This is a genomic window from Delftia lacustris (genome assembly GCF_040267515.1).
In the GTDB taxonomy this organism is placed as follows: domain Bacteria; phylum Pseudomonadota; class Gammaproteobacteria; order Burkholderiales; family Burkholderiaceae_C; genus Comamonas; species Comamonas tsuruhatensis.
In genome coordinates this window covers 2,593,308-2,614,733 of the sequence record NZ_CP141274.1, presented here as the reverse complement: position 1 = coordinate 2,614,733, position 21,426 = coordinate 2,593,308, and the positions used below count along the sequence as shown (strand labels likewise).

Here is a 21,426-nt window from a genome sequence, read left to right as displayed (position 1 = left end):
CATAGGACCGGCGCCGGTCAATCCACGATCAATTTGCTGTTGTTCAGCAGCTGCGTGATGATCTGCTGATCCGTGGCGGCACCGGAATACAGCGTCTGCAGATTCACGCCTTCCAGGATGATCTGCTGGGTCTCGGCCGATGCCGAATAGCTTGCACCCACCGCATGGGAGTCCGCACCGAAGCCGCCCGTGTGGCTGACATGGACCCAGGTATCACCTCCCGTGATCTCGAAGTGCAGGTAGTTGGCCAGGTTGCCTGCGGCATTGCTGGGGCCTGCGGATTCACCCTGCAGCAGGTCGCGCAGGTCCAGTACATCACCGCCTGCGCCGTTGGTTCCCGCTGCCGCCGTGGAGAAGTTCTGGATTCGGTCCAAGGCCGGCGTTCCCGCCGCCCCCTGATCTCCCAGCAACCAGACAAAGACATCCACAAAGTTCTCGCCCGCATCGCCGCCTATCAACAGGTCGTCGCCGGAGCCTCCGATCAGCCGGTCCGTGCCCGATCCCGCGTTGAGGGTGTCGTTGCCGCTGCCGCCCATCAGCACATCGGAGCCCGAGTCCGCCGACAGGTTGTCGTCGCCAGCGCCCCCGAAAACGATGTTGTTTCCGCTGCCGGCGTTGATGGTGTTGGCGCCGTTGCCACCGGTGATGTATTCGTTGGCCGAGTTGCCCGTATGGTTGCCGCTCTCGGTCGTGGTGATATCCACGGTCGTATATGAGGCCTTGAGCGTGACCACGGTGGATGTCGATGCCGTGAAGCCGCCGCTCACCTCCGTCGCCGTGACCTGGACCGTGAGATTGGTGGCGTTCGTGGTGTAGCTGCCAGGCAGATTCAGGATGAGATTGGGCAGGTCGGCTTCGGTGAACTGCCAGACACCACCACCCAGGTTCGTACCCGCATTGAAGGACAGATTGGTGGGCAGTCCACTGATCCTGATCGACAGGGTTTCCGAGCCATCCGTATCCACCAGCTTCGTGGTTATCGGAAACCTGACGCTGGTCCCGCCTGTGCCGTGTGCGATGCCCAGCAGGGACTTCAGGACAACGACCGAAGAAGCGCTGGCCGCTCCAACCGACAGATTGACCGTGCCGATACTGGTACCGCCGCGCCCATCGCTGACGTCGTAGAGAAAGCTGGCCGGTCCTTCGTAGCCTGCCGCGGGCGTGAACAGCACCCCGCCCGCCTGCGATGCAAGGCTGCCATTGATCGGCGAATGAGCCAGTGTGATGGTCAGGCTGTCGCCGTCGGCGTCCGTGTCATTGGCCAGCAGCGTGGCAAAGCCGATGCTCCGCGGGATGTCCGTGGCAACCATCCATTGATCTGCCACGGCAACCGGTGCATCGTTCACGGAAGTGACCGTGATGGAAACGGTGACGATGTTTCCCAAGGCCAGCCCATCGCTGGCACGGTAGGCAAAGCTGTCGGAAACCGTCTCGCTGCCGTTGTGGATATAGGTGAAGGTGCCATTGCCGCTCAGCGTCAGGGCCCCGTTCGCCGGACCCGTCACCAGCACCGCGACGAGCGGATTGCCGTCAGGGTCCGTGTCGTTGGCCAGCACGCTGGTTGCACCGCTGGCAAGGACCGTGGCCACAGCGCCCTCGGCCACCACTATCGCATCGGAGACAGACACTGGCGGTTGATTGCCGGAGGGCGCAGCAGCAACCGTCACCGACACGCTGGCCGTGGCAGAACCGCCCCTGCCGTCGCCAATGGTGTAGGTGAAGCTGTCGCTGCCGGTGAAGTTGGCGTTCGGCGTGTAGACCGGATTGCCCGTGACGGCATCCACGACCACGGAACCGTGGGCGCCCTGGGTGATGCCGGAAACGGTCAGGCTGTCCCCATCCGCATCGCTGTCGTTCCCGCGCACGGCGATGGTGACGGATGTATCGGCATCGGTGGTGGCCGTATCGTTGCCGGCCACGGGCACCCGGTTCACGAAAACACTCAGCGTGCTGGACGCGCCGGTCTGCACGGTGTAACCGATGCCCAGCGGATGGCCGCCGCTGTAGTTCGCATCCGCCTGGAAAGTGAAGCTGCCGTCTGCCTGCAGCGCGAAGGTCCCGCGCCCCGCCACGTTCCGGGAGCTGCCGGCCGCCACGGTCTGGCCTTCATAGGTGAAGCTGGCGACCACGAGCACCCCATCGGCATCGGAATCGTTGGACAGCACATTGCCCGTGCGCTGCCCAGCCGTGTCCACCTGCACGCTGTCGGGCGCAAGCACGCTGGGATGGCTGCCGTGCGCGGCGGCCGCCGCGTTGGCGCACAGCTGCGCCACGTCCACCCAGCAGGAGCCGCCCGCCTCCAGCGTGGCGCCGACCGCGCAGGCGCTGCCGGGACGCGCGGCCGTCGTGGGAATCGTGCCCGGCACGCCCAGCGGAAAGCAGGTGTTCCACACAGGGTCCGTGATACCGGTGATTTTCAGCCGTAGCGATGTCTGGTTGCGGTAGACCACGGGCAGGAATCCCTGCGGTGCGCCATCGGCACCCACCGCTGTCGTCTGCACGGGAACGGTGAGCGTCTCGCCTGCGGCCTGGTTGAAGGCTTCCTGCAATTCCTGAATCTGGGCCTGCACCCGCTCGCCCCAGACCGCCGTGGCTGCGGTCATGACAACAGCACCGCCCATGGCCCAGGCACGCAGGCCGACCAGGGAGATCCGCCCTTTTTGCACACCCCGCACAAGGCAGGCCCCCAAGGCCAACGCCAGCAGCGCAAGAGCGCCAGGGTGGTCCACAGGAATCGCCGCCGGCGCCACGGCTGCCAGCGGTGCCGCAGTGATGCTCTGGGCCTGGGCTGCCGGCACGGCACAGGCCACGGCCAAGGCGCCCAACGCCTGTGCGAGCCCCGTGCCACGGGCAAGGAATTGGAAAAGTTGCAGCATGGGTCTGGCCTGGAAGAAAAGATCCGAAGATCCGAACAGGCGGGGAGCGGTCCCCGCCACTGCCTTCAGGCAGGCCACAAATGACTGCGCTGCTGACAATTTCTTACTTTAGACGACGGCCTGCGCAGCGCATATCCCTGAAAGCAGGTAATTGGCCAGCGGGCACCGGCTCTGGCAAGGGCCGCTCGAAGGCCGCACGACCCCTCCAATGCGCCCAGCTCGTCCGACCGCCCGCCCTTGCCTGGCAGGTACCGGCCCAGACCCACCCCGCCCACATGCGGGCCGCATATCACTCGACTTGTGACAACCCTAGAAAACCCAGGGATTTTCTCGCGGGCCTTTGTGATTTTTCCCATCAGAAAAACCGAGCCGCATCAGCGAATTAAGTCAATGGAGCCGGAGAAAGTTTCGCAAAAAGACAAACGCCTGCGCAATCTGACAAGAGAAAGCTTTTCCAAATGTAAACAATTGTTTATTCAGCCTGTAAGATTCCTCCAGTCAATCAGTGTTTCCCATGGGACAGGCCTGCGCCATCCCACAGATGCATTCATCATGAAAATGCATCAATCGAGCAGGATCATTGATTTTTTCATGCAAGAATTCTTACTCAATCCATCTTTTGACGCACAACATCCACGGCCACCCAGATGAGAGCGCATCCAGATTGTGGAGAATAATATCCGACCATCACCAGCGTACTGATCAGGGAAACAATAAAATCAGCCGGGCCGAGCAATTGCTGCAGGCCTGCAAATGGCCGGAGCCGCCGATATATCCATCATTGGTACTCAGGCATATTCAGGAAGCGCAGGCGATTTTCGAATTGCACCGCATGCCTGACCGCGCGGTGTCGTCGCGCATCGCAGCGGCCTTCATCCATTGCCAGCTGGGTGAGGAGCGCAATGCCATTTCACTGGCCACGGCGGCCATGGCCAATCCCGCGCTGCTGCCGCCCGAGGCCCTGGTGCGCGCCACCTATGTGCTGGCGCTGGCGCATGGCCGGCTGGGCGAGCTCGATACCGCCCTGCAATTGATCGAAGGCAAGGACCATGATTTTGCGCAAATGGCGCCCGGAGACAGCCCCTGGCTGCCCGCCCTGATCACCTGGGCCAGGGCGCAAATCCTCTGGAAGGTCTTTCTTTATAAAAACCACCAGGACCTGTGGTGCGGGCCGCCGCCCGATTCAGGCCTGGTCCAGCTGGGTGCCGCTGCGCCCGACAGCGCTGCCTTGCAGGACCTGCTGGGGAATGTGGGCCGCCAGCTGCCAGCGGGCCTGGCCTGGCCGTACAGCGAGCTGCTGCGGCTGTCGCTCAAGGGGTTGGAGTCGGGCCGGCGCGAGGCTGCCGCCGTGGTCCGCGCCATTGAGCGCATCGGCATCCACTACCAGGCCAAGAACCCGCCCATTGCAGGCTGGGCCTGGCTCAGCAGTGCGCTGGTGCATTGCAGCAAGCGCCAGTACGGACAGGCGCTGCAGGCCGCCGTACTGGCCAAGTCCACGGCGCAGACCTACCAGTTGGAGGGCCTGTACCGCAATGCGCTGGTCTATGAGTACCACATACAGGAAACGCAGGGCGATTTCGCGGGCGCACTGTCCACGCTGAAGGCGCTGAACATCATGCGACTCAAGAGCATGGCCATCAGTCCTTATCTGGAGAAATCACGATTCACGGCCATGGACGAGGCGCGGTTGCATGACCTGGAACCTGCCTATGTGAAACGCGCCCTTCAATACATAGAAGACAACCTGGACAAGAAACTGCTGGTGCAGTCCATTGCCGACCATTGCCGCGTCAGCCGCCGCACGCTGGAAGTTTCATTTCGCCATAGCCGATCATGCAGCATTGGTGAATATATAAGACAAAGCCGTATCCACCTGGCTGCGGAATCCTTGCTGACCACGGATCAAAGCATAGGACAGATTTCCTCCCGGCTTGGATATTCCTCCCTCTCCACATTTTCCAGGGATTTTTCCGGCCATTATGGGATACCGCCATCGGCCTGGGTTCGGCACCACCGGCTGACGTGATTTGAAAAATCCTGGAATGCATATGACGGTCGTGTATTCAGGCCCTACCGATCACCCGAAGCAACACGCAAAGTAGGACGCAAAGGAAGACGCATGAAATATCTGAAGAATATGAAAACGGGCTCCATGCTGGGTCTGGGTTTCTCGGTTCTCATCCTCATCGCGCTGTCGATTGCGCTGCTGGGCCGAGCGCGGCTGATCCAGGCCTCGGACGATGTCTCCTACCTGGCCGACACGCGCATCACCAGCCTGCTCAGGCTGGTGGAGGTCAAGAGCTCGGTGGAGTTCATCTTCCGCGGCGTGCGCAGTCTGGCGCTGATCGAAGACCCTGCGGAAAAGGCCCTGGCCAAGGCCACGCTGGACACGCAGCGCCAGAAGATAGGCCAGCTCATGGAGCAGTTCCGCGAGGGACTGACCACGCCGCAGGGCATCGCCCTGTACGACCGCATGAGGAATGCGCGCACCGCCTACCTGCCGCTGCTGGACCAGTTCATGGCCGCGGCCATGCGGCATGACCTGCCCACCGTCTCGGCCATGCTGGGCAGCAGCGGAGAGTTCCGCAGGCAGCAGGACGCGTTCTTTGCCGCCATCAACGACATGCTGGCCCACCAGCAGGTGCGTGCCACGGAAACGGCCCAGGCCACCGAAGGCAAATCGCTGGCCGCCGGCCGGCAGATGCTGTCGCTGGCCCTGGCCTCGCTGTTGCTGGGTGCGCTGGTGGCCTGGGCCATCACCCGCCGCATCAAGGGCCTGCTCGGTGGCGAGCCGGCCTACGCGGCCCAGGTCACGCAGGAAGTGGCCAAGGGCAACCTGGCGGTGAACGTGCAGCTGCGCCGGGGCGATACCACCAGCCTGCTGGCCAGCCTGGAGGCCATGCGCGCCAGCCTGGCCGGCATCGTCAGCCAGGTGCGCCACAGCAGCGAATCGATTGCCACGGGCGCCAGCCAGATCGCCTCGGGCAACGCCGACCTGAGCGCTCGCACGGAGGAGCAGGCCGCCAACCTGGAGGAGACGGCCGCCTCCATGGAGCAGATGACCGCCACCATTCAGCAGAACGTGGACACGGTGCGCAGTGCCTCGGGCCTGGCCCAGTCGGCCAGCGCCACGGCCGTGCACGGCGGCGAGGTGGTGCATGGCGTGGTCAGCACCATGGAGGACATCACGCACAGCTCGCGCAAGATCGGGGAAATCATCGGCGTGATCGACGCCATCGCCTTCCAGACCAACATCCTCGCGCTCAATGCCGCCGTGGAGGCCGCGCGTGCCGGGGAACAGGGCAAGGGCTTTGCGGTGGTCGCCTCGGAGGTGCGCTCCCTGGCCCAGCGCTGCGCCAATGCGGCCAAGGAGATCAAGGGCCTGATCAGCGAGAGCGTGGGCAAGGTCGCCGCCGGCTCCCGCCAGGTGGCCGAAGCCGGCAGCACCATGAACGACATCGTCACCCAGACACACCGCGTGGCCGAACTGATCTCCGACATCGGTGCCGCCACGCAGGAGCAGTCCCAGGGCGTGACCCAGGTCAGCGACGCGGTGCAGCAGCTCGACCAGGTGACGCAGCAAAACGCTTCCCTGGTGGAAGAGTCTGCCGCTGCTGCCGACAGCCTGAACAAGCAGGCCGCGCAACTGGTGCAACTGGTCAGCGTGTTCCGGCTGGATGAGAACGCGACCCGCCCCCAGGCCGCCCTGTCCAAGTCCACGACAGTGGCAGCGGCCGTGCCGGCGCGTGCACAGACCGCCAGGCCGTCTCCCGCGCTGGCCCCTGCCGTTCCCCGCCCCGCCAAGCCCTTGCGCGCGGCAGCGGCTGCGGCCTCCAGCGCGCCTGTGGCGCTGCCCGCCAAGGCAGCAACACCCCGCCGCGCCACGGCGGCCGGAATGGCCGAGATGGCCGAGACCGATGAGTGGGAGCAGTTCTAGAACAGGCTCAGCGCATCACCAGGCCGCCATCGACGAACAGTACCTGTCCCGTCATGAAGCCGCTCAGTGCCGAGGCCAGGAACAGCACCGGCCCCGCCACGTCTTCGGGGCTTGCCAGGCGGCGCAGCGGCGTGGCGGCCATCAGCGATTCGCGGAAGGACTCGCGCGTGTCCTGGGTGCCCTGCGTGGGATAGACCAGGCCTGGCGCCACGCAGTTGACGCGTATGCCCACGGGCCCCAGCTCGCTGGCCAGGTTGCGGCTGAAGGCCACCAGCGAGGCCTTGGCCGTGGTGTAGTCGTGGTAGGGCACGACGGGGTGCTCCACCAGGTTGCTGGCGATGTTGACGATGCTGCCCCGCGCACGCTGGCGCATCTGCGGCAGCACGGCGCGGCAGACATTGAAGGCCGCGCCCACGGCACCGTCGTACTGGGCCTGGTAGTCGCTCCATTGCAGGTCGTCGAAGCGGCGGCGGCGCTCGGGGTCGAAGGCGTAGGGTTTGAAGGCGTTGTTGACCACGATGTCGATGGCGCCCGCCTCGCGCGCAATGGCCTCGGTCATGGCCTGGACGGCGGGCTGCGAGCCCACATCGGCCTTGATGGCCCAGGCATCGCCTCCGGCCTGCTTGCCCGCAGCCTGGCAGGCCGCCACGGTCTGCGCGGCGGCGGCATCGTTGGACAGGTGGTTGACCACCACGGTGGCGCCCTCGCGCGCGAAGGCGGTGGCAATGGCCGCGCCTATGCCGCGGCCGGCGCCGGTGACCAGTACCACCTTGCCTTGCAGGCCCAGGGAAGACGGCTGTGCCATCTCAGGCCCCGGGCAGCAGGCTGGTGTCCACCACGTCGGACACCTTGATCTGCCTTTGCACCATGCCCAGCGCGCGGTAGGCGTCGGCGCCCTTTTGCAGGGCGGCCAGGTCGAAGCTGCCCAGCGGCTTGCCGGCCTGCAGCGGCTGCGAAGACGCATTGCGCAGGCGGATCACGTCCAGGTTGATGTCGCGCCGCGTGCCGTCGATGGCGTGCTTGCCGGCCAGCGTGGCGGCCTCCTCAGGGTTGGCCATCATCCAGGCGGCGCTGTCGCGGTAGCCCTTGAGGAAGGCGCGCAGCAAGTCCTTCTTGTCGCGCAGCGTGTCCTCGCGCACCACGAACATGTCGCTGGAGATGTTGAGGTGGTCGCGCACCTGCATCACATCGACCTCGCCAATGCCTTTGCGCAGGCCCACGGCCAGGCCGGTGTCGGTGGCGGCCGTGGCATCGACCTGGCCCTGCATCAGCGGCGCGAAGTTGAGCAGGCCGGTGACGACGATGGTCACGTCCGACTCCTTGAGGCCGGCCTGGTGCAGCATCACCAGCAGGTTCTGGCGCGTGCCGCTGGACAGGCTGTAGACGCCGATCTTCTTGCCCTTGAGGTCCGCCGGCTTGCGGATGCCCGCCGACTTGAGCGAGACCACGTTGAACACGTTCTGCGGGTAGATGTCGTAGATGGCGACCAGCTTCTCGCCCTTGTCCAGCGCCATGAAGAAGGAGCCGGGATCGGTGAAGGCCACATCGGCCTGGCCGCTGAGCATGTTGCGTATGGCGTCGCCGCCACCCGCGCCGGGCAGGTAGGCCAGCTCCACGCCCTGGGCCTTGAAGAAGCCCTTGTCGGGCTCGGCCAGGATGTTGGTGATCTCGCTGATGGGCTTGCTCCAGCCCGCCAGGCGGATCTTGCCTTGCACAGGAGCGGCCAGGCAGTTGCCGGCCAGCGCCAGGCCGGCAAAACCGGCAGAGGCGCCCAGCAGGCTGCGGCGGGTGAGGAAGGGGGATTGCGGTGTGTGCATGGCGCTTGGGGAAAAGGTTGCGGAAGTGTTCAGGATGGTCAGGCGGCGCGCGAGCGCAGCAGCCGGCGCTCCAGCACCAGGCAGGCCTGGTACAGCAGCAGGCCCATGGCGGCGATCAGCACCAGGGCGGCGAACATGAGGGTGGTGTCCATCATTCCCTGGGCGGCGATGACCACGGCGCCCAGGCCGCGGCTGGCGCCCATGAATTCGGCCACCACGGCGCCGACCAGGGCCAGCACCACGGCCACGCGCAGGCCCGCAAGAATGGCGGGCAGGCCCGTGGGCAGCTTCAGGCGCAGCAGCGTCTGCAGCCGCGTGGCGCCCAGCATGCGAAACAGCTGCAGCCGCTGGGCATCGACCTGGCGCAGGCCGGTCAGGGTGTTTTCCATCAGCGGGAAAAAGCAGATCAGCGCCGTGATCAGCACCGTGGGCAGCATGCCGAAGCCGAACCACAGCACGAACAGCGGCGCCAGCGCCAGCTTGGGCACGACCTGGCTGACCACCACGTAGGGCTTGAGCACACGCTCGAGCAGCTCGGATTCAGCCAGGGCCATGCCCGCCAGCAGGCCGATCGCGCTGCCGGCCGCCAGCCCCAGCAGCAGGGCCTGGAGCGTCGCCCAGATGTGCGGCCAGAAATAGCCCGTGGCCAGCCCCGTCCACAGCGATGCCGCAATGGCCGAGGGCGCCGGCAGCACCAGGGCGGACAGGCCCCATTGCCGCACCAGCAGCTCCCACAGGCCCAGCAGGACCAGCGCCAGCGCGGCGGCCAGCAGGCGGGCATGGAACAAGGACACCGTCATGCCGCCGTCCTGTCCAGGGCTGCGCGCACGCGGGCGCAGTGTTCGTTGAACGCCGGCCCGTGGCGCATGGCCTGGGTGCGCGGCGCGGGCAGATCGACTGCCATATCGGCCACGATGCGCCCGCCGTGCATGAGGGCGATGCGGTCGCCCAGGTAGACGGCCTCGTTGATGTCATGGGTGACGAAGAGCACCGTGGTGCCGCGCTCGCGGCAGGTGCGCAGCAGGTCGTCCTGCAGCTCGGCGCGCGTGATGGCGTCCAGCGCGGCAAAGGGCTCGTCCAGCAGCAGCAGCGGCGGATCGAGCACCAGCGCCCGTGCCAGCGCCACGCGGCTTTGCTGCCCGCCCGAGAGATGGCGCGGATGGCGCTGCGCATGGCTGGCCAGGCCCAGCTGCTGCAGCAGCGCCAGGGCGCGTTGCTCGTCCTGCGGCGCGGGCCGCCTTTGCAGCGACACGGGCAGCAGCACATTGCCCAGCGCCGTATGCCACTCCAGCAGCGTGGGCGCCTGGAACATGAAGCCCAGCTGCGGGCCGGGCTCGGCCAGCTCGGCGCCGCGCAGCAGGATGCGGCCCGACTGCGGCCTGAGCAGCCCCGCCGCCAGCTTCAGCAAGGTGGTCTTGCCGCAGCCGCTGCGGCCCAGCAGGCAGTGGACCTCACCGGCCTGCACGCGCCAGTCCACGCCGTCCACCACGGGCGGGCGGCCCGGGTAGGTGAAGACCACTTGCTCGACATCGAGAAACGCCATGGTTGCAGCCCCGTCCGTCCCCTCTTGCAGGTTCGCCATGTCAGTCCGCATACGGCGCAAACGGCTGCGCCGCCGCCTCGGCAGATTGCTCTATCTCGGTCATGCGCACCAGGTCCAGCAGGTTGAAGCGGCCGTCATGGTGCCAGCCGGCCTCGGGCATGCTCATGGAGCCGATGGCGCTGATGCGTGTGACGCCGGCCGCGCCCAGCAGGCCGGCCAGGCGGTACAGCTGCTCGGGCGAGGCGGCAATGCCGGCCGTCTGCAGGTAGTCGCGCTGCGCGGCCACCACGGGCACGGCGTCATCCAGGCGGTCCACGCCCACCACGGCAATCGTGCGGTACAGGGCCGTGGGCGCCAGCGGCTGCAGGCTGTCGCTGTACGCCACGCTCCAGGGCGCGTCCACCGGACCCAGCAGTTGCTGTTCGTCACCCGACCATTCCACGGACTGCTGCCAGCGGGCCACGGCGGCGCCCTCCTCCAGCTCCAACGGCCGGCGCGCAAAGCGCCGCTGCAGGTTGGCCAGCTCGGCCGCCAGGTAGTCGGCAAAGGCACGCGGCGGCACGGGGGCACCGCGCTCCACGTAGAAGACATGGGGCGAGTAGCAGCCCTGCTGGTCGTAGCGCATCACGTCCCAGGCCGCCAGCCGCGCCACGGCGGGCGCCTTGAGCGTGTCCAGCGCCTGGGCGCCCACCATGCCGAAGCCCAGCTTGTGGCCATGCGGCAGAAAGCGCGTGGTCACGGGCAGGCGCTGGCGCAGCGCCTGCAGCGTCTGGTTGCCGCCGTAGGCGAGCACGGTGTCGGCCTCGGCGTGGAGCGCGGCGGCGGCATCTCCATTCGCGCCATCCGCCCCATCCACACCCCCCGCACCGCTCCACCACACCACGGCCAGGCAATCGGCCAGCGGCGGATGCACCTCGGCCAGCAGCCGTGCGAACCAGCCAGCGAACAGCGGCTCGGCGCTGGCCAGCTTGCCAATGGCGGGCGCCTTGACCAGCAGGCCGCAGACCAGGCTCCACAGGGACAGCGCAGGCACGTTGCCGGCCCAGCTGTGCATCAGCAGGTCGGGCCCGAAGGCGCGCACCGCGCCGCCCTTGGGCGCGGGCTGGAAGCCGTCGAGCACGGCCGGGTTGGCAAAGTCCTCGGCCACGAAGCGCCGCAGCTGCGCGGCGCGAAAGGTCTTGAAGAAGCCCGTCAGCCCCAGGCGCACCATGTCGGCGTCATAGCCGCTGACCACGGGCAGCCAGGTCTCGGCCTGGCGCCGATAGGGATCGCTGCGGTCCAGCAGGCGGGCGATGGCGCGGTCGATGGCGTCGATGATCTCGGCCACGGGCATGGCCCTGAGGTGGCGGTCGGCGGCACGGCGCACATGGGCTGCCAGCGCATGCATCTGCGGGCCGGTCAGCAGGGGCACGGAGACTTCCAGCCGCACGCCACCGCGTTCGAAGGGCAGCACATGCCACTGCACCTTGTCCTCGCGCAAACCAGGCAGTTCGGGCAGGTAGCCGGCCGTGATCCGCTCGATGGTCATGCAGCAGCGGCCTTCACGAATTCATCGACCGCCAGCGAGCAGCCCTTGGCCGCTGCGCCCTCGGCACGCCCCAGCAACAGGAAACCGCTGTTCTCGCCATGGCCGGCCCACAGGCCCACGTCCTCGGTGAGGATGGTGGTGACCGCGTTGTAGTTGGCCAGGTCGCAGTGCACGAGAATGCCGCGCTCGCCGGGCGCCACGCTGCGGCCGGTGACGGGCTCGACCAGGCGCGAGCGTATCCAGTGCGGCCCCGACTTGACCGAGGGCAGCGTGGCATTGCCGTCGTCATAGAACTGCGTGCTCAACTCGGTCATGCCGTACATGTTGATGCAGTGGCTGCGCGGCACGCCCAGCAGCCGGGACAGGTCGGCGTAGAAGTCCTCCAGCGGCAACTCGCGCGACTGGCCCTTGTAGCCGCCCGTGTCCAGGATGCGGCTGCCCGGCGGCAGGCAAAAGCTGCGGCCCTGCTCGCGCAGCGCGTCCATCACATGCACCAGGCTGAAGCTGGCGCCCAGCAGCGCATAGGGGCGGCCGCTGCGCTCGGATTCCTCCAGCACGGCGCACAGGCCGGGCATGTCCAGGCCGTCGGGGGTGAGGAAGTAGCGGCTGTCGGGAGTGCCGAATTCCGTCTTGGCCAGCGCCAGGTAGTGGGCCAGCGAAGAGTTGGGCATGGCCTGCTCGTCGGGAAAGAGGATGCCCATGGGCAGGCGCTCGTGCCCGGCCATGAAGCGCTGCGCGAAGTTGCGCGTCATCGACGCATCGTAGACATCGAGCGCTGGATGGAAGTGGCGCCCGCGCGCGGACAGTCCCTTGGCCTGGCCCGTGGTGCCGCTGGTCATGAACACGCGCTCCGCGGGCGAGGCCGGCTCGCTGCGCAGCTCCATGGCCTTGAACGCATCGATGGGCACGGCGGGAATGTCGCTCCAGGTCTTCACATTGCGCAGCGTGGCGCCGCGCCGCTGGCAGAAGCTGCGAAACGGCGCATTCGATTCGTATTGGTAGGCGAACAGCCGCAGGGCCAGTGCATCGAACTGCTCGTCGGTGCAGCCGTCCATGGCGATGAATGCAAGCAGGTCTGCGACCAGAGAAGCCGCCTGGGGCCGGGCCTTGTCCATGGAATTCCTTCGAGAGCTGGGACGTGATGCTCCGAAGGCTCCCCCGGCCGTGGCGCATGGGCGGCCACGCAGGGGTGCAGGCTCTTCTTCCGCCGGAATGACCCGGTTCAAGTTCTCGGGTGTGGATCTCAGCACTGGCGTGCACCCCGGAGCGGAGGGCTATCTTACAGCAGGGTCGCCAACGCCGCAGGCCCGGGGCCATCGCCCTGCAAGACTGCGTCAGCCCAGTGCCGTCAGCCGCCGCATCACCCATTCCACGGGCCCCTGCGCCACCTTCTTGCTCCAGGCCCAGGCGGCCAGGCTGGCGATGATCACGTACAGCGCGGCGGCCACGGCCACTTCGCGCAGGCTGCGTGATCCGTCCAGCGCGCCCATGGCCTCCAGCAGGCCCATGCCGATGAGGATGTGTGCCAGGTACAGGGTCAGCGTCATGCGCCCGGCCGGCAGCAGGCCGCGCCACGGTCCACCGGGCCAGCGGTCGGCCAGCCGCAGGCAGGCGCCTATGGCAATGCTGGCGCAGCCCAGGCCCATCAGCAGGTAGGCCGGGCCGGGCGGCATGGGGCCGGTGGCCAGCCAGGGAGCCCAAGCGCTGCGGGCCGCAAGCGCCGAGACGGCGCAGGCCAATCCCACCATCACGCCACCCGCAGCCACCAGACCCCATTGCACGCGCGGCTCGGCCAGCGGCAGGCGCGCCAGCAGCATGCCGCACAGGAAGAACGCAAACCACGGCAGCACCGGATGGAAGCCGTTGAACAGCAGGTTGCGCGCAAAGCCGGCCGGCTCCCACAGGCCCTGGTAGGACAGGCTGGCCCAGTCCCAGCCCTGGCTGTAGTCCAGCTGCAGCAAGGCCCAGGCGGAGAGCACGGCCACGGCCGCCATGCCGGCCAGCAGCGCCCTTGCGCCGGCCTGCAGCCAGGCGATGGCCAGCACGAAGTAGACCGCGTAGTAGTGAATGATGTCGGCCGGAAAGATCACCAGGTTCATGCCACCGGCCACCAGCAGGAACAGCGCGCGGCGCAGCGTCCAGAGGCGCGCCGTGGCCGGCTCCAGCGAGCGCGTGGCCAGCACCAGGCCCAGGCCTGCCAGCACCACGAAGGTGGCCGAGGCCTTGCCCTCCAGGAAATGGAAGAACGACAGCAGCCAGCCAGGCTCCTGCAGCGCGGGATGCATGGCCTGCTTGAAGTTGACGAACACCATGCCCGCCAGCGCCAGGTAGCGCGCCAGGTCCAGCCCCGCCAGGCGGGCGCCCCTGCCGGTGGCATGCCTCATGTCGCGTCTCCCTGTGCCTCGCCTCCAAGAAGGCAGGACAGCAAGGCGGGATGCAGCACATCGACCCCTTCATCCGCCCCCGCGTCTTCTTGCGGCGTCACCGCCAGCGCAAAGCGCAGCGCATCGCTTTCCACGGCATCCAGCAGCAATTGCGCGGCCAGGCGCACGGGCACGGCGGGCCGCAAGAGGCCCTGCTGCGCCCCGCGCTCCATGAAGCCTGCCAGGCCGTCGAGCATGCGCCTGCGGTTGGCCTCGAAGGCCGGCGCCAGCCCGGGCGAACGCGCGATCTCGGACAGGCACTCGGCGCTGAGCACGGCCCATTCCCGCTGGCGGCACAGCGCCTGGTAGGCGACCAGGAATTGCGCCACCACCGGCAGCGAAGGGGCTGCGGCCCGCTCCAGCGCCTGAAGCAAGGGCAGCAGCTCGGTCTGCTCCTGCGTGGCGACCTCGGCAATCAAGGCCTCCTTGCCGTCGAAGTGGTTGTACAGGTTGCCCAGGCTCACCGAGGCGGCCTGCGCAATGTCGCGCATGCTGGTGCAGTGAAAGCCGCGCTCCACGAAGCACTGCAGGGCCGCCTGCACGATGAGGGCCCTGCGCTCGCTGATGTCTTCCTTCTTTTTCATGCCCCGAATGATGAACGAACGTTCATTCATAGTCAACACCGGGGCACGAAGTCACAGCGGCGGCATGGGGCCCACGCCCGGCGGAACAGCCTCCTCGTTGGGCCTGCAGGGCTGGCGCAGCATGCGCCGGCAGTCCGGCAGTTGCCGCTCATGGGCATAGGCGATATGGCCCAGCACGATCTTCGACGGCCGGCTGCGGTCCAGCCAGACGGTGTTGGTCGAAGGCGTGGACAGATGGTCGAAGGCCCAGTACCCGGTCTGCGAAGGCGTGTCCAGGGTCACGCGCAGGCTGGAGCCCGCGCGGAACACATGGGCGAATTTCTGGATTTCCACGCGCATCAGCGTGGGCTCGCCGGGGCGCAGCGGGCGCACGGCGGCCTCGGTGAAATCGCCCCAGGGCCGCAAGGCGGTGGAGCGCTGGCCGTCCAGCGCGCGCATGGAGGCACGCAGCCAGCCGCGCTGCACGAACATCTCCTGGCCGTCGGGACGCACCTCCGAGACGGTGACCTGCACATCGGTGTCGCCGGCCGTGGCGCTGAGCCACAGGTCCAGCGAGGCCTCGCCATAAAAGCTCAGCGCGCGCGGCAGCGGGGCCGTGGTAAAGCGCAGCAGGCCCTGCCCGGCGGGGCTGGCCATCCATTGGCCCGCGCCGGACTCGGTGTCCGCGTCGGGATGGTTGGCATCGGCGCCCGGCAGCGGGTAGCGGTAGCTGGCCGATTGGCGCTCGGCCTGCGGGGGCGCATCGCCCAGCCCGCCGCCCGGCTGCAGCCACAGCGTCATGGGCGTGACGCGCACGGGCAGCCGGTCAAAGCTGGCCACGGCCGAGGGGCGCAGCTGCCCATAGTCGCCCCCACCGTTCATCCACTGCATTTCCTGCGCCAGCAGCACGCGCGGCGTGTGCTCGAAGCCGTTGCTCTCGCCCTTGAGAAAGCGCGCGTAAAAACGCTTCATGGTCTCGCGAATAAAGGGGGCGCTGTCGGTGTGATGGTCGCCGTTGGAGCTGATCAGCCACATCTTGTCCGGGGCGATGCTGTCCTCGTAGTAGCCCATGCGGGTGCCCACCTGCTCGTCCTGCCAGGACTGGGTACCCAGCGTGGGAATGTCGATGCGGTGCGTGGTGTACATGGCGCTCTTGCGCGCGTAGCGGGCGCCGAAGAAGCGGTCCTCGTCCAGCCAGCGCGCCATGTCCAGGTCGGGGCGCTGGATCTTGCGGATGTTGTCCTCCACGACCTGGGCGCATCCGGTATCGCCGTCCAGCGCCTTGGCGTCCTCGGCGGCCTTGCGCCATATCGCGGGGAACTGCCCCCACCAATTGGCGGGAAAGCCGATGTTCTGGATGCCGCCCGGATAGGCCACGTCGCGGTAGGGATCGGCCACGTTCTTGCCAGGCGCGATCGCCTTGAGGCTGGGCGGACGCTGGGCCGCCACCCACAGCTGGTCGTAGCCCGAGTATGAATAGCCCACCATGCCCACCTTGCCCGTGGACCACGCCTGGCGCGCAGCCCACTCCACCGCGTGCGCCCCGGCCGCGCCCACGGAGGCGTCGGCCCACTGGTTCTCGCCCGTGGAGCAGCCCGTACCGGGCACGTTCAGGCCCATCACGGCATAGCCTTCCTTGGTCCATTCCTGGGTGGTCTGGTCCGTGACCGAGCCCGATCCGTAGCCGTCGTACTCCATCAGCACGGGAAAAGGCCCCGGCCCCTTGGGAAAGACCACCGAATAGCGCATCTTGTTGCCGTCAGGCAGCTGGATGTAGCCCCAGATGCGCGGCCCGGGGTTGGTGCTGCCCGAAGAGCCCCCGCCGCAGGCCGCAAGGCCCAGGGCAAGGGTGGCGATGCCGGCCGCGCCGAGCCACGCGCGGGAATGGCGAAAAGTCATCATGGATGGTCCTCCTGGTTGCTGATGCAGTCATGCCCGCAAGGGGGCAGGCCGCAATGTAGGACCGTCCGGGCGCATGGCGCACGCGCAGGCTGAAGGGGGGCTGAAGCACGCCTGAAGACAGGCTGAAGGCGAACGCGGCCAATCGCCACGGCCTTAGGCCCCGGACCACGGCAGCCGCGCGCCACACTATGATTCGATTTTCAGTTCCTTGAACCCATGCCCCGCGCCCGCACATCCAAGCCCGCTCCGTCCGAAGAGAACACGGCCCCGTCCGGCACCACAGCGCCGGGGCCGTCCATCGACGCCTCTTTCCTGCACACCCTGGTCGGCTACAACGCCCGGCGTGCCTCGATGTCCATCATCGAGGTGTTCGTGGAGCGCATGGCCACCCACGATCTCAAGATGGTGGAGTTCTCCGTGCTGTCCCTGGTGTCCCACAACCCCGGCATCACCTCGCGCCAGCTGTGCGCGGCGCTGGACGTGATGCCGCCCAACCTGGTGGGCCTGATCGCCGCGCTGGAGCGGCGCAAGCTCATCGAGCGCCGCCCCCATCCCACAGACCGCCGCGCCGTGGGCGTGCACCTGACGCCGGCCGGCGCCGAACTCACGGCCCAGGCAGAAAGAACGGCGGCCCAGCTGGAGATGGATGCCACCTACCGCCTGACCGATGCCGAGCGCAAAACGCTGATCCAGCTGCTGCAGAAGATCTACAACTGAGCGCGCTCAGTCCGCCTTCTGCGCGGCGGGCCGGTCCAAGCCCAGCAGCCGCACCGCATTGCCCTTGAGGATGCCGGGCATCACCTCGGGCTTGAAGCCGGCTTCCTGGAAATCCTTCATCCAGCGCTCGGGCGTGATCAGGGGATAGTCGCTGCCGAACAGCACGCGGTCCCTGAGCAGGGTGTTGGCGTACTGCACCAGCTGCCGGGGAAAGTACTTGGGGCTCCAGCCCGACAGATCGATCCAGACATTGGGCTTGTGCAGGGCCACGGACAGGGCCTCGTCCTGCCAGGGAAAGCTGGGGTGGGCCATCACGATCTGCATGTCGGGAAAGTCGATGGCCACGTCGTCCAGGTGCATGGGATTGCTGTAGGCCAGGCGCAGGCCGCCGCCGCAGCGCATGCCGCTGCCAATGCCGCTGTGGCCCGTGTGGAAGATGGCCGGCAGTTGGTACTCGGCCACCACCTCGTAGATCGGCCAGGCCATGCGGTCGTAGGGATGGAAGCCCTGCACCGTGGGGTGGAACTTGAAGCCCCTGACGCCCTCTTCCTCGATCAGCCGCCGCGCCTCGCGCGCGCCCATGCGGCCCTTGTGCGGATCGATGCTGGCGAAGGCCACCATCATGTCGCTGTTGGCCCGCGCAGCCTCGGCGATCTCCTCGTTGGGAATGCGGCGCCGGCCCAGCTGCGATTCGCTGTCCACCGTGAACATCACCAGGCCCAGGTTGCGCTCGCGGTAATAGGCCACGGTCTCGGCGATGGTCGGGCGCCGGCCGTTGCCGAAGTACTTGTCGGCGGCGCGGTCGTACTCCTCGCCGTAGTTGTCGAACGGGTTCCAGCAGCTCACCTCGGCGTGCGTGTGGATGTCGATGGCAATGAGTTTTTCGTGGTCCATGTCTGTCTCCTGTGCGGCCTGCTGCCTGCCCCGCAATCAAGGGGAAGTCCCAATAAGAAATTCGCAAAGGCCGCTTGAATTGGTTATTAAATATAACCAAAATCGCGGCCATCAGAAAGCGATGCAGATGCAGGCAACGGCTGCCACGCAACGGATTCGCGCTGAGGCTTCACACCACCTTCCGAGGAGACAGACATGGACAGAAAGATCCACAAGACCCGTTCCCGCGCCTTGCCGGCCGCGCTGGCCGCCGCCCTGCCCGCCCTGCTGCTGTCGGCCTGCGGCGGCTCGAGCGACGGCATCGCGCAGCTGGCCGAGGCCCGCCCCGCCACGCTGCTGTCGTGCACGGACCTGGCCGCGAAAATATCCTTCCCCAACACCCGCATCACCGCCGCCGAGACCGTGGCCGCCGGCACGCTGGCGGTGGCGGGCAAGCCCATTGCCGAGCACTGCCGCGTGACCGGCCGAATGCACGAGCGCGTCAGCACCGTGGATGGCCAGAACTACGCCGTGGGCTTCGAGATGCGCCTGCCGCGCGACTGGAACGGGCGCTTCTTCTACCAGGCCAACGGCGGGCTGGACGGCGTCGTGAGCACGGCCGTGGGCGCGCTGGGCGGCGGGCCGCTGGGCAACGCGCTGCAGATGGGCTTTGCCGTGCTCAGCTCCGATGCCGGGCATGCAGGCAGCCTGGGTCCCTTCTTCGGCCTGGACCCGCAGGCGCGGCTGGACTATGGCTACCAGGCCGTGGGCAAGCTCACGCCCATGGCGCGCAGCGCGCTGCAGACGGCCTATGGCAAGGGACCTGACCGCTCCTACCTGGGCGGCTGCTCCAACGGCGGGCGCCACGCCATGGTGGCGGCCTCGCGCTATGCCGACCAGTACGACGGCATCATCGCCGGCAACCCCGGCACGCGCCTGCCGCTGGCGGCCATTGCCAACATTGCCGGCGCCCAGGGCTATGCGAAGCTGGCCACCACGGCCTCGGACCTGGGCACGGGCTTCACCCAGGCCGAGCGCCGCCTGGTCAGCCAGGCCGTGCTGGCCCGGTGCGATGCGCTGGACGGGGCCACCGACGGCATGGTGCAGGCAGGCGCAGCCTGCCAGGCGAGCTTCGACCTGTCGCGCGACGTGCCCACCTGCGGCGGCGCGCGCGACGGCAGCTGCCTCAGCGCCGAGCAAAAGAGCACCATTGCCGGCCTGTTCAAGGGCGCCACCACCAGCGGCGGCAGCCGCATCTACAGCAGCTTCCCGTATGACGCGGGCCTGGATACGGCCGGCTGGGCCGGCTGGAAATTCTCCAACCCCATCAGCCGCGACTCCGGTGCCGTGGCCTTCATCTGGCAGACGCCGCCGGAAAGCGCCGCCAGCTTCAACGACGCGCAGTTCGCCCTCAACGGCAGCGTGGACAGCATGCTGGCCAAGGTGCAGGCGACCAACAGCACCTTCACGGAAAGCGGCCTGTCGCTGATGATGCCGCCCGACTACGGCAAGCTGCCCGTGCTGCGCAACCGGGGCGCCAAGCTCATGGTTTACCACGGCACGGCCGACCCCATCTTCTCCAGCGATGACACCGTGCAGTGGTACGACACGCTGCGCCGCAACCATGGCGACGCCGCCGACTTCGCCCGCCTGTACCTGGTGCCCGGCATGAACCACTGCAGCGGCGGCCCGGCCACCGATCAGTTCGACATGCTCAGCTCCCTCGTGGCCTGGGTGGAGAAAGGCCAGGCGCCGGACCGCGTGATCGCCAGTGCGCGCGGCGCGGGCAACGCGGGCGGCGCCAACGCCGACCTGCCCGCCAACTGGTCGCCCACGCGCACCCGGCCGCTGTGCCCCCATCCGCTGGCCGCCCGCTACAACGGCAGCGGCGACATGGAAAGCGCTGCCAGCTTCAGTTGCCGCTGACCATGCACTGAAGGCGGGCGGCGCCTGAACGGCCCGCCCCCTCCGCCCCCATCCACCCCTTGTCCGCAGTCCCGCCCCCGGCGGGGCCGGGCCCCGCTGCGCCCGAGAAAAGGCGCGCGGACACCCACGCCAAGACGGCAACGATTTTTCAAACCAGAGGAGACATCACCATGAAAACCACCCCATCCCCGCGGACCCTGGCGGCCACCGCCGTGCTGGCCCTGGCCGGCTCCGGCGCCAGCTTCGGCGCCTTCGCGCAAGGCACCTCCAGCGTCACGCTCTACGGCATCGTCGATGTGGGCGTGGAGCACCTGAACAATGTGGCGGCGGGCGGCGGTCTCAGCCGCATGCCATCGACCACCAGCATGGTGCCCTCGCGCTGGGGCCTGCGCGGCAGCGAGGACCTGGGCGGCGGCCTCAAGGCCATCTACACGCTGGAGTCGGGCTTTGCGCCCGACCAGGGCACCTTCAACCAGGGCGGGCGCGGCTTTGGCCGCCAAAGCTGGGTGGGCCTGGGCGGCAACTGGGGCAGCCTGACCATGGGCCGCCAGAACTCCATGCTGTTCTGGTCGCTGCTGGACTCGGACATCATCGGCCCGGCCGTCTTCGCCATGGGCTCGCTGGACGCCTACATTCCCAACTCGCGCGCCGACAACATGCTGGCCTGGCGCGGCAACTTCGGCGGACTGGCACTGGGCGCGGGCTACAGCTTCGGGCGTGACACCGTCAATGCCGGCCCCAGCCCGGCAGGCACCAACTGCCCGGGCGAGAGCGGATCGGACACGCAGGCCTGCCGCCAGTGGTCGCTGTACGCCAAGTACGACACACCGGCCTGGGGCGTGGCGCTGGGCTACGAGCAGCAAAACGGCCGCACGCCGGCCTCGTCCACCGACCCGGTGTTCGGCGGCATGAACTCCAGCGCCAAGCATGACGAGCGCCTGCACCTGGGCGGCTACTTCAAGCTGGCCGGCGTGAAGATCGGCGGCGGCCTGCTGCGCCGCGACAACGACGGCGACGCCGTCAAGCCACGCAGCAACCTGTGGTACGTGGGCGCCTCCTACCCGGTCACCGAGGCCCTGGTGCTCGAAACCCAGTGGCTCACGCTGCGCTACCGCGGCGTGTCGGGCTACGACTCCGACCTGCTGGTGGCACGCGCCATCTACAACCTGTCCAAGCGCACGGCCGTCTACACGCAGCTCGGCCACATCCGCAACGACCGCCTGGCGACCGTCTCGGTCAGCGGCGGCGCGCCGGGCAGCAACACCGCGCCGGGACGCTCGCAGACCGGCATCAACGTGGGCATCCGCCACATGTTCTGAGC

General features: G+C 67.7%; 17 protein-coding genes and 1 riboswitch. Of the genes, 6 read left to right on the top strand and 11 right to left on the bottom strand.

Translation table 11 applies throughout. From position 1 onward, the window contains the following. Nucleotides 1–17: 17 nt before the first annotated feature. A complete protein-coding gene (locus tag U6958_RS13305; RefSeq protein ID WP_074924032.1) occupies nucleotides 18–2,876 on the bottom strand; it encodes a midcut-by-XrtH protein in 2,859 nt (952 codons plus the stop codon). A gap of 300 nt (nucleotides 2,877–3,176) precedes the next feature. Here U6958_RS13305 and U6958_RS13300 point away from each other — a divergent pair, with 300 nt between their 5' ends. The 3 genes from U6958_RS13300 (at nucleotide 3,177) to U6958_RS13290 (ending at nucleotide 6,813) form a co-directional block, all read left to right on the top strand. Then, nucleotides 3,177–3,527, top strand: a complete 351-nt coding sequence (locus U6958_RS13300; protein ID WP_126312084.1) for a hypothetical protein — start codon at nucleotides 3,177–3,179, stop codon at nucleotides 3,525–3,527. Beyond that, nucleotides 3,496–4,902: an AraC family transcriptional regulator gene (locus U6958_RS13295; protein WP_350337311.1), complete on the top strand. Its 1,407-nt coding sequence runs from the start codon at nucleotides 3,496–3,498 to the stop codon at nucleotides 4,900–4,902. Before U6958_RS13300 ends, U6958_RS13295 begins: the two co-directional genes overlap by 32 nt. A 93-nt stretch (nucleotides 4,903–4,995) precedes the next feature. Further along, on the top strand, nucleotides 4,996–6,813 hold the full coding sequence (locus tag U6958_RS13290) for a methyl-accepting chemotaxis protein (protein WP_074924037.1): 1,818 nt from the start codon (nucleotides 4,996–4,998) through the stop codon (nucleotides 6,811–6,813). A gap of 7 nt (nucleotides 6,814–6,820) precedes the next feature. Here the strand turns inward: U6958_RS13290 and U6958_RS13285 are convergent, their stop codons facing one another. The 9 genes from U6958_RS13285 to U6958_RS13245 form a co-directional block, all read right to left on the bottom strand. Further along, a complete protein-coding gene (locus U6958_RS13285) occupies nucleotides 6,821–7,618 on the bottom strand; it encodes an SDR family oxidoreductase (RefSeq protein ID WP_074924039.1) in 798 nt (265 codons plus the stop codon). Nucleotide 7,619: 1 nt separating this feature from the next. Further along, nucleotides 7,620–8,630, bottom strand: a complete 1,011-nt coding sequence (locus U6958_RS13280; protein ID WP_047473999.1) for an ABC transporter substrate-binding protein — start codon at nucleotides 8,628–8,630, stop codon at nucleotides 7,620–7,622. Nucleotides 8,631–8,668: 38 nt separating this feature from the next. Next, the gene (locus U6958_RS13275) at nucleotides 8,669–9,430 is read right to left on the bottom strand and encodes an ABC transporter permease (protein WP_016450562.1); all 762 of its coding nucleotides are present in this window, start codon (nucleotides 9,428–9,430) and stop codon (nucleotides 8,669–8,671) included. Next, entirely contained in the window at nucleotides 9,427–10,212 is a 786-nt protein-coding gene (locus U6958_RS13270; protein WP_016450563.1) for an ABC transporter ATP-binding protein, read from the bottom strand. Before U6958_RS13270 ends, U6958_RS13275 begins: the two co-directional genes overlap by 4 nt. 1 nt (nucleotide 10,213) lies before the next feature. Next, nucleotides 10,214–11,701: an acyl-CoA reductase gene (locus U6958_RS13265; RefSeq protein WP_074924042.1), complete on the bottom strand. Its 1,488-nt coding sequence runs from the start codon at nucleotides 11,699–11,701 to the stop codon at nucleotides 10,214–10,216. After that, complete coding sequence (locus tag U6958_RS13260) at nucleotides 11,698–12,816, bottom strand: hypothetical protein (protein ID WP_016453240.1); 1,119 nt, start codon at nucleotides 12,814–12,816, stop codon at nucleotides 11,698–11,700. The genes U6958_RS13265 and U6958_RS13260 overlap by 4 nt, the downstream gene beginning before the upstream one ends. 67 nt (nucleotides 12,817–12,883) lie before the next feature. Then, nucleotides 12,884–12,975: riboswitch (TPP riboswitch) on the bottom strand. Between the two features lie 60 nt (nucleotides 12,976–13,035). Continuing rightward, entirely contained in the window at nucleotides 13,036–14,085 is a 1,050-nt protein-coding gene (locus U6958_RS13255) for a DUF418 domain-containing protein (RefSeq protein ID WP_074924045.1), read from the bottom strand. Continuing rightward, nucleotides 14,082–14,708 carry a TetR/AcrR family transcriptional regulator gene (locus U6958_RS13250; protein WP_074924048.1) on the bottom strand — a complete coding sequence of 209 codons (627 nt, stop codon included), beginning with the start codon at nucleotides 14,706–14,708 and terminating at the stop codon, nucleotides 14,082–14,084. The genes U6958_RS13255 and U6958_RS13250 overlap by 4 nt, the downstream gene beginning before the upstream one ends. A gap of 51 nt (nucleotides 14,709–14,759) precedes the next feature. Beyond that, nucleotides 14,760–16,589, bottom strand: coding sequence for a CocE/NonD family hydrolase (locus U6958_RS13245; protein WP_074924050.1), 1,830 nt, complete (start codon nucleotides 16,587–16,589; stop codon nucleotides 14,760–14,762). A gap of 216 nt (nucleotides 16,590–16,805) precedes the next feature. Between U6958_RS13245 and U6958_RS13240 the strand changes: the two genes are divergently transcribed. Next, nucleotides 16,806–17,306: a MarR family winged helix-turn-helix transcriptional regulator gene (locus U6958_RS13240; RefSeq protein ID WP_016450569.1), complete on the top strand. Its 501-nt coding sequence runs from the start codon at nucleotides 16,806–16,808 to the stop codon at nucleotides 17,304–17,306. Between the two features lie 6 nt (nucleotides 17,307–17,312). On the opposite strand, the gene U6958_RS13235 is transcribed toward U6958_RS13240, so the two are convergent. Then, nucleotides 17,313–18,200: an amidohydrolase family protein gene (locus U6958_RS13235; RefSeq protein WP_046241907.1), complete on the bottom strand. Its 888-nt coding sequence runs from the start codon at nucleotides 18,198–18,200 to the stop codon at nucleotides 17,313–17,315. 195 nt (nucleotides 18,201–18,395) lie between these two features. Here U6958_RS13235 and U6958_RS13230 point away from each other — a divergent pair, with 195 nt between their 5' ends. Together U6958_RS13230 and U6958_RS13225 are read left to right on the top strand one after the other, a co-directional pair. Further along, entirely contained in the window at nucleotides 18,396–20,105 is a 1,710-nt protein-coding gene (locus tag U6958_RS13230) for a tannase/feruloyl esterase family alpha/beta hydrolase (RefSeq protein ID WP_074924053.1), read from the top strand. 170 nt (nucleotides 20,106–20,275) lie between these two features. Next, nucleotides 20,276–21,424, top strand: coding sequence for a porin (locus tag U6958_RS13225; RefSeq protein WP_016450572.1), 1,149 nt, complete (start codon nucleotides 20,276–20,278; stop codon nucleotides 21,422–21,424). The last annotated feature ends 2 nt before the right edge of the window (nucleotides 21,425–21,426 follow it).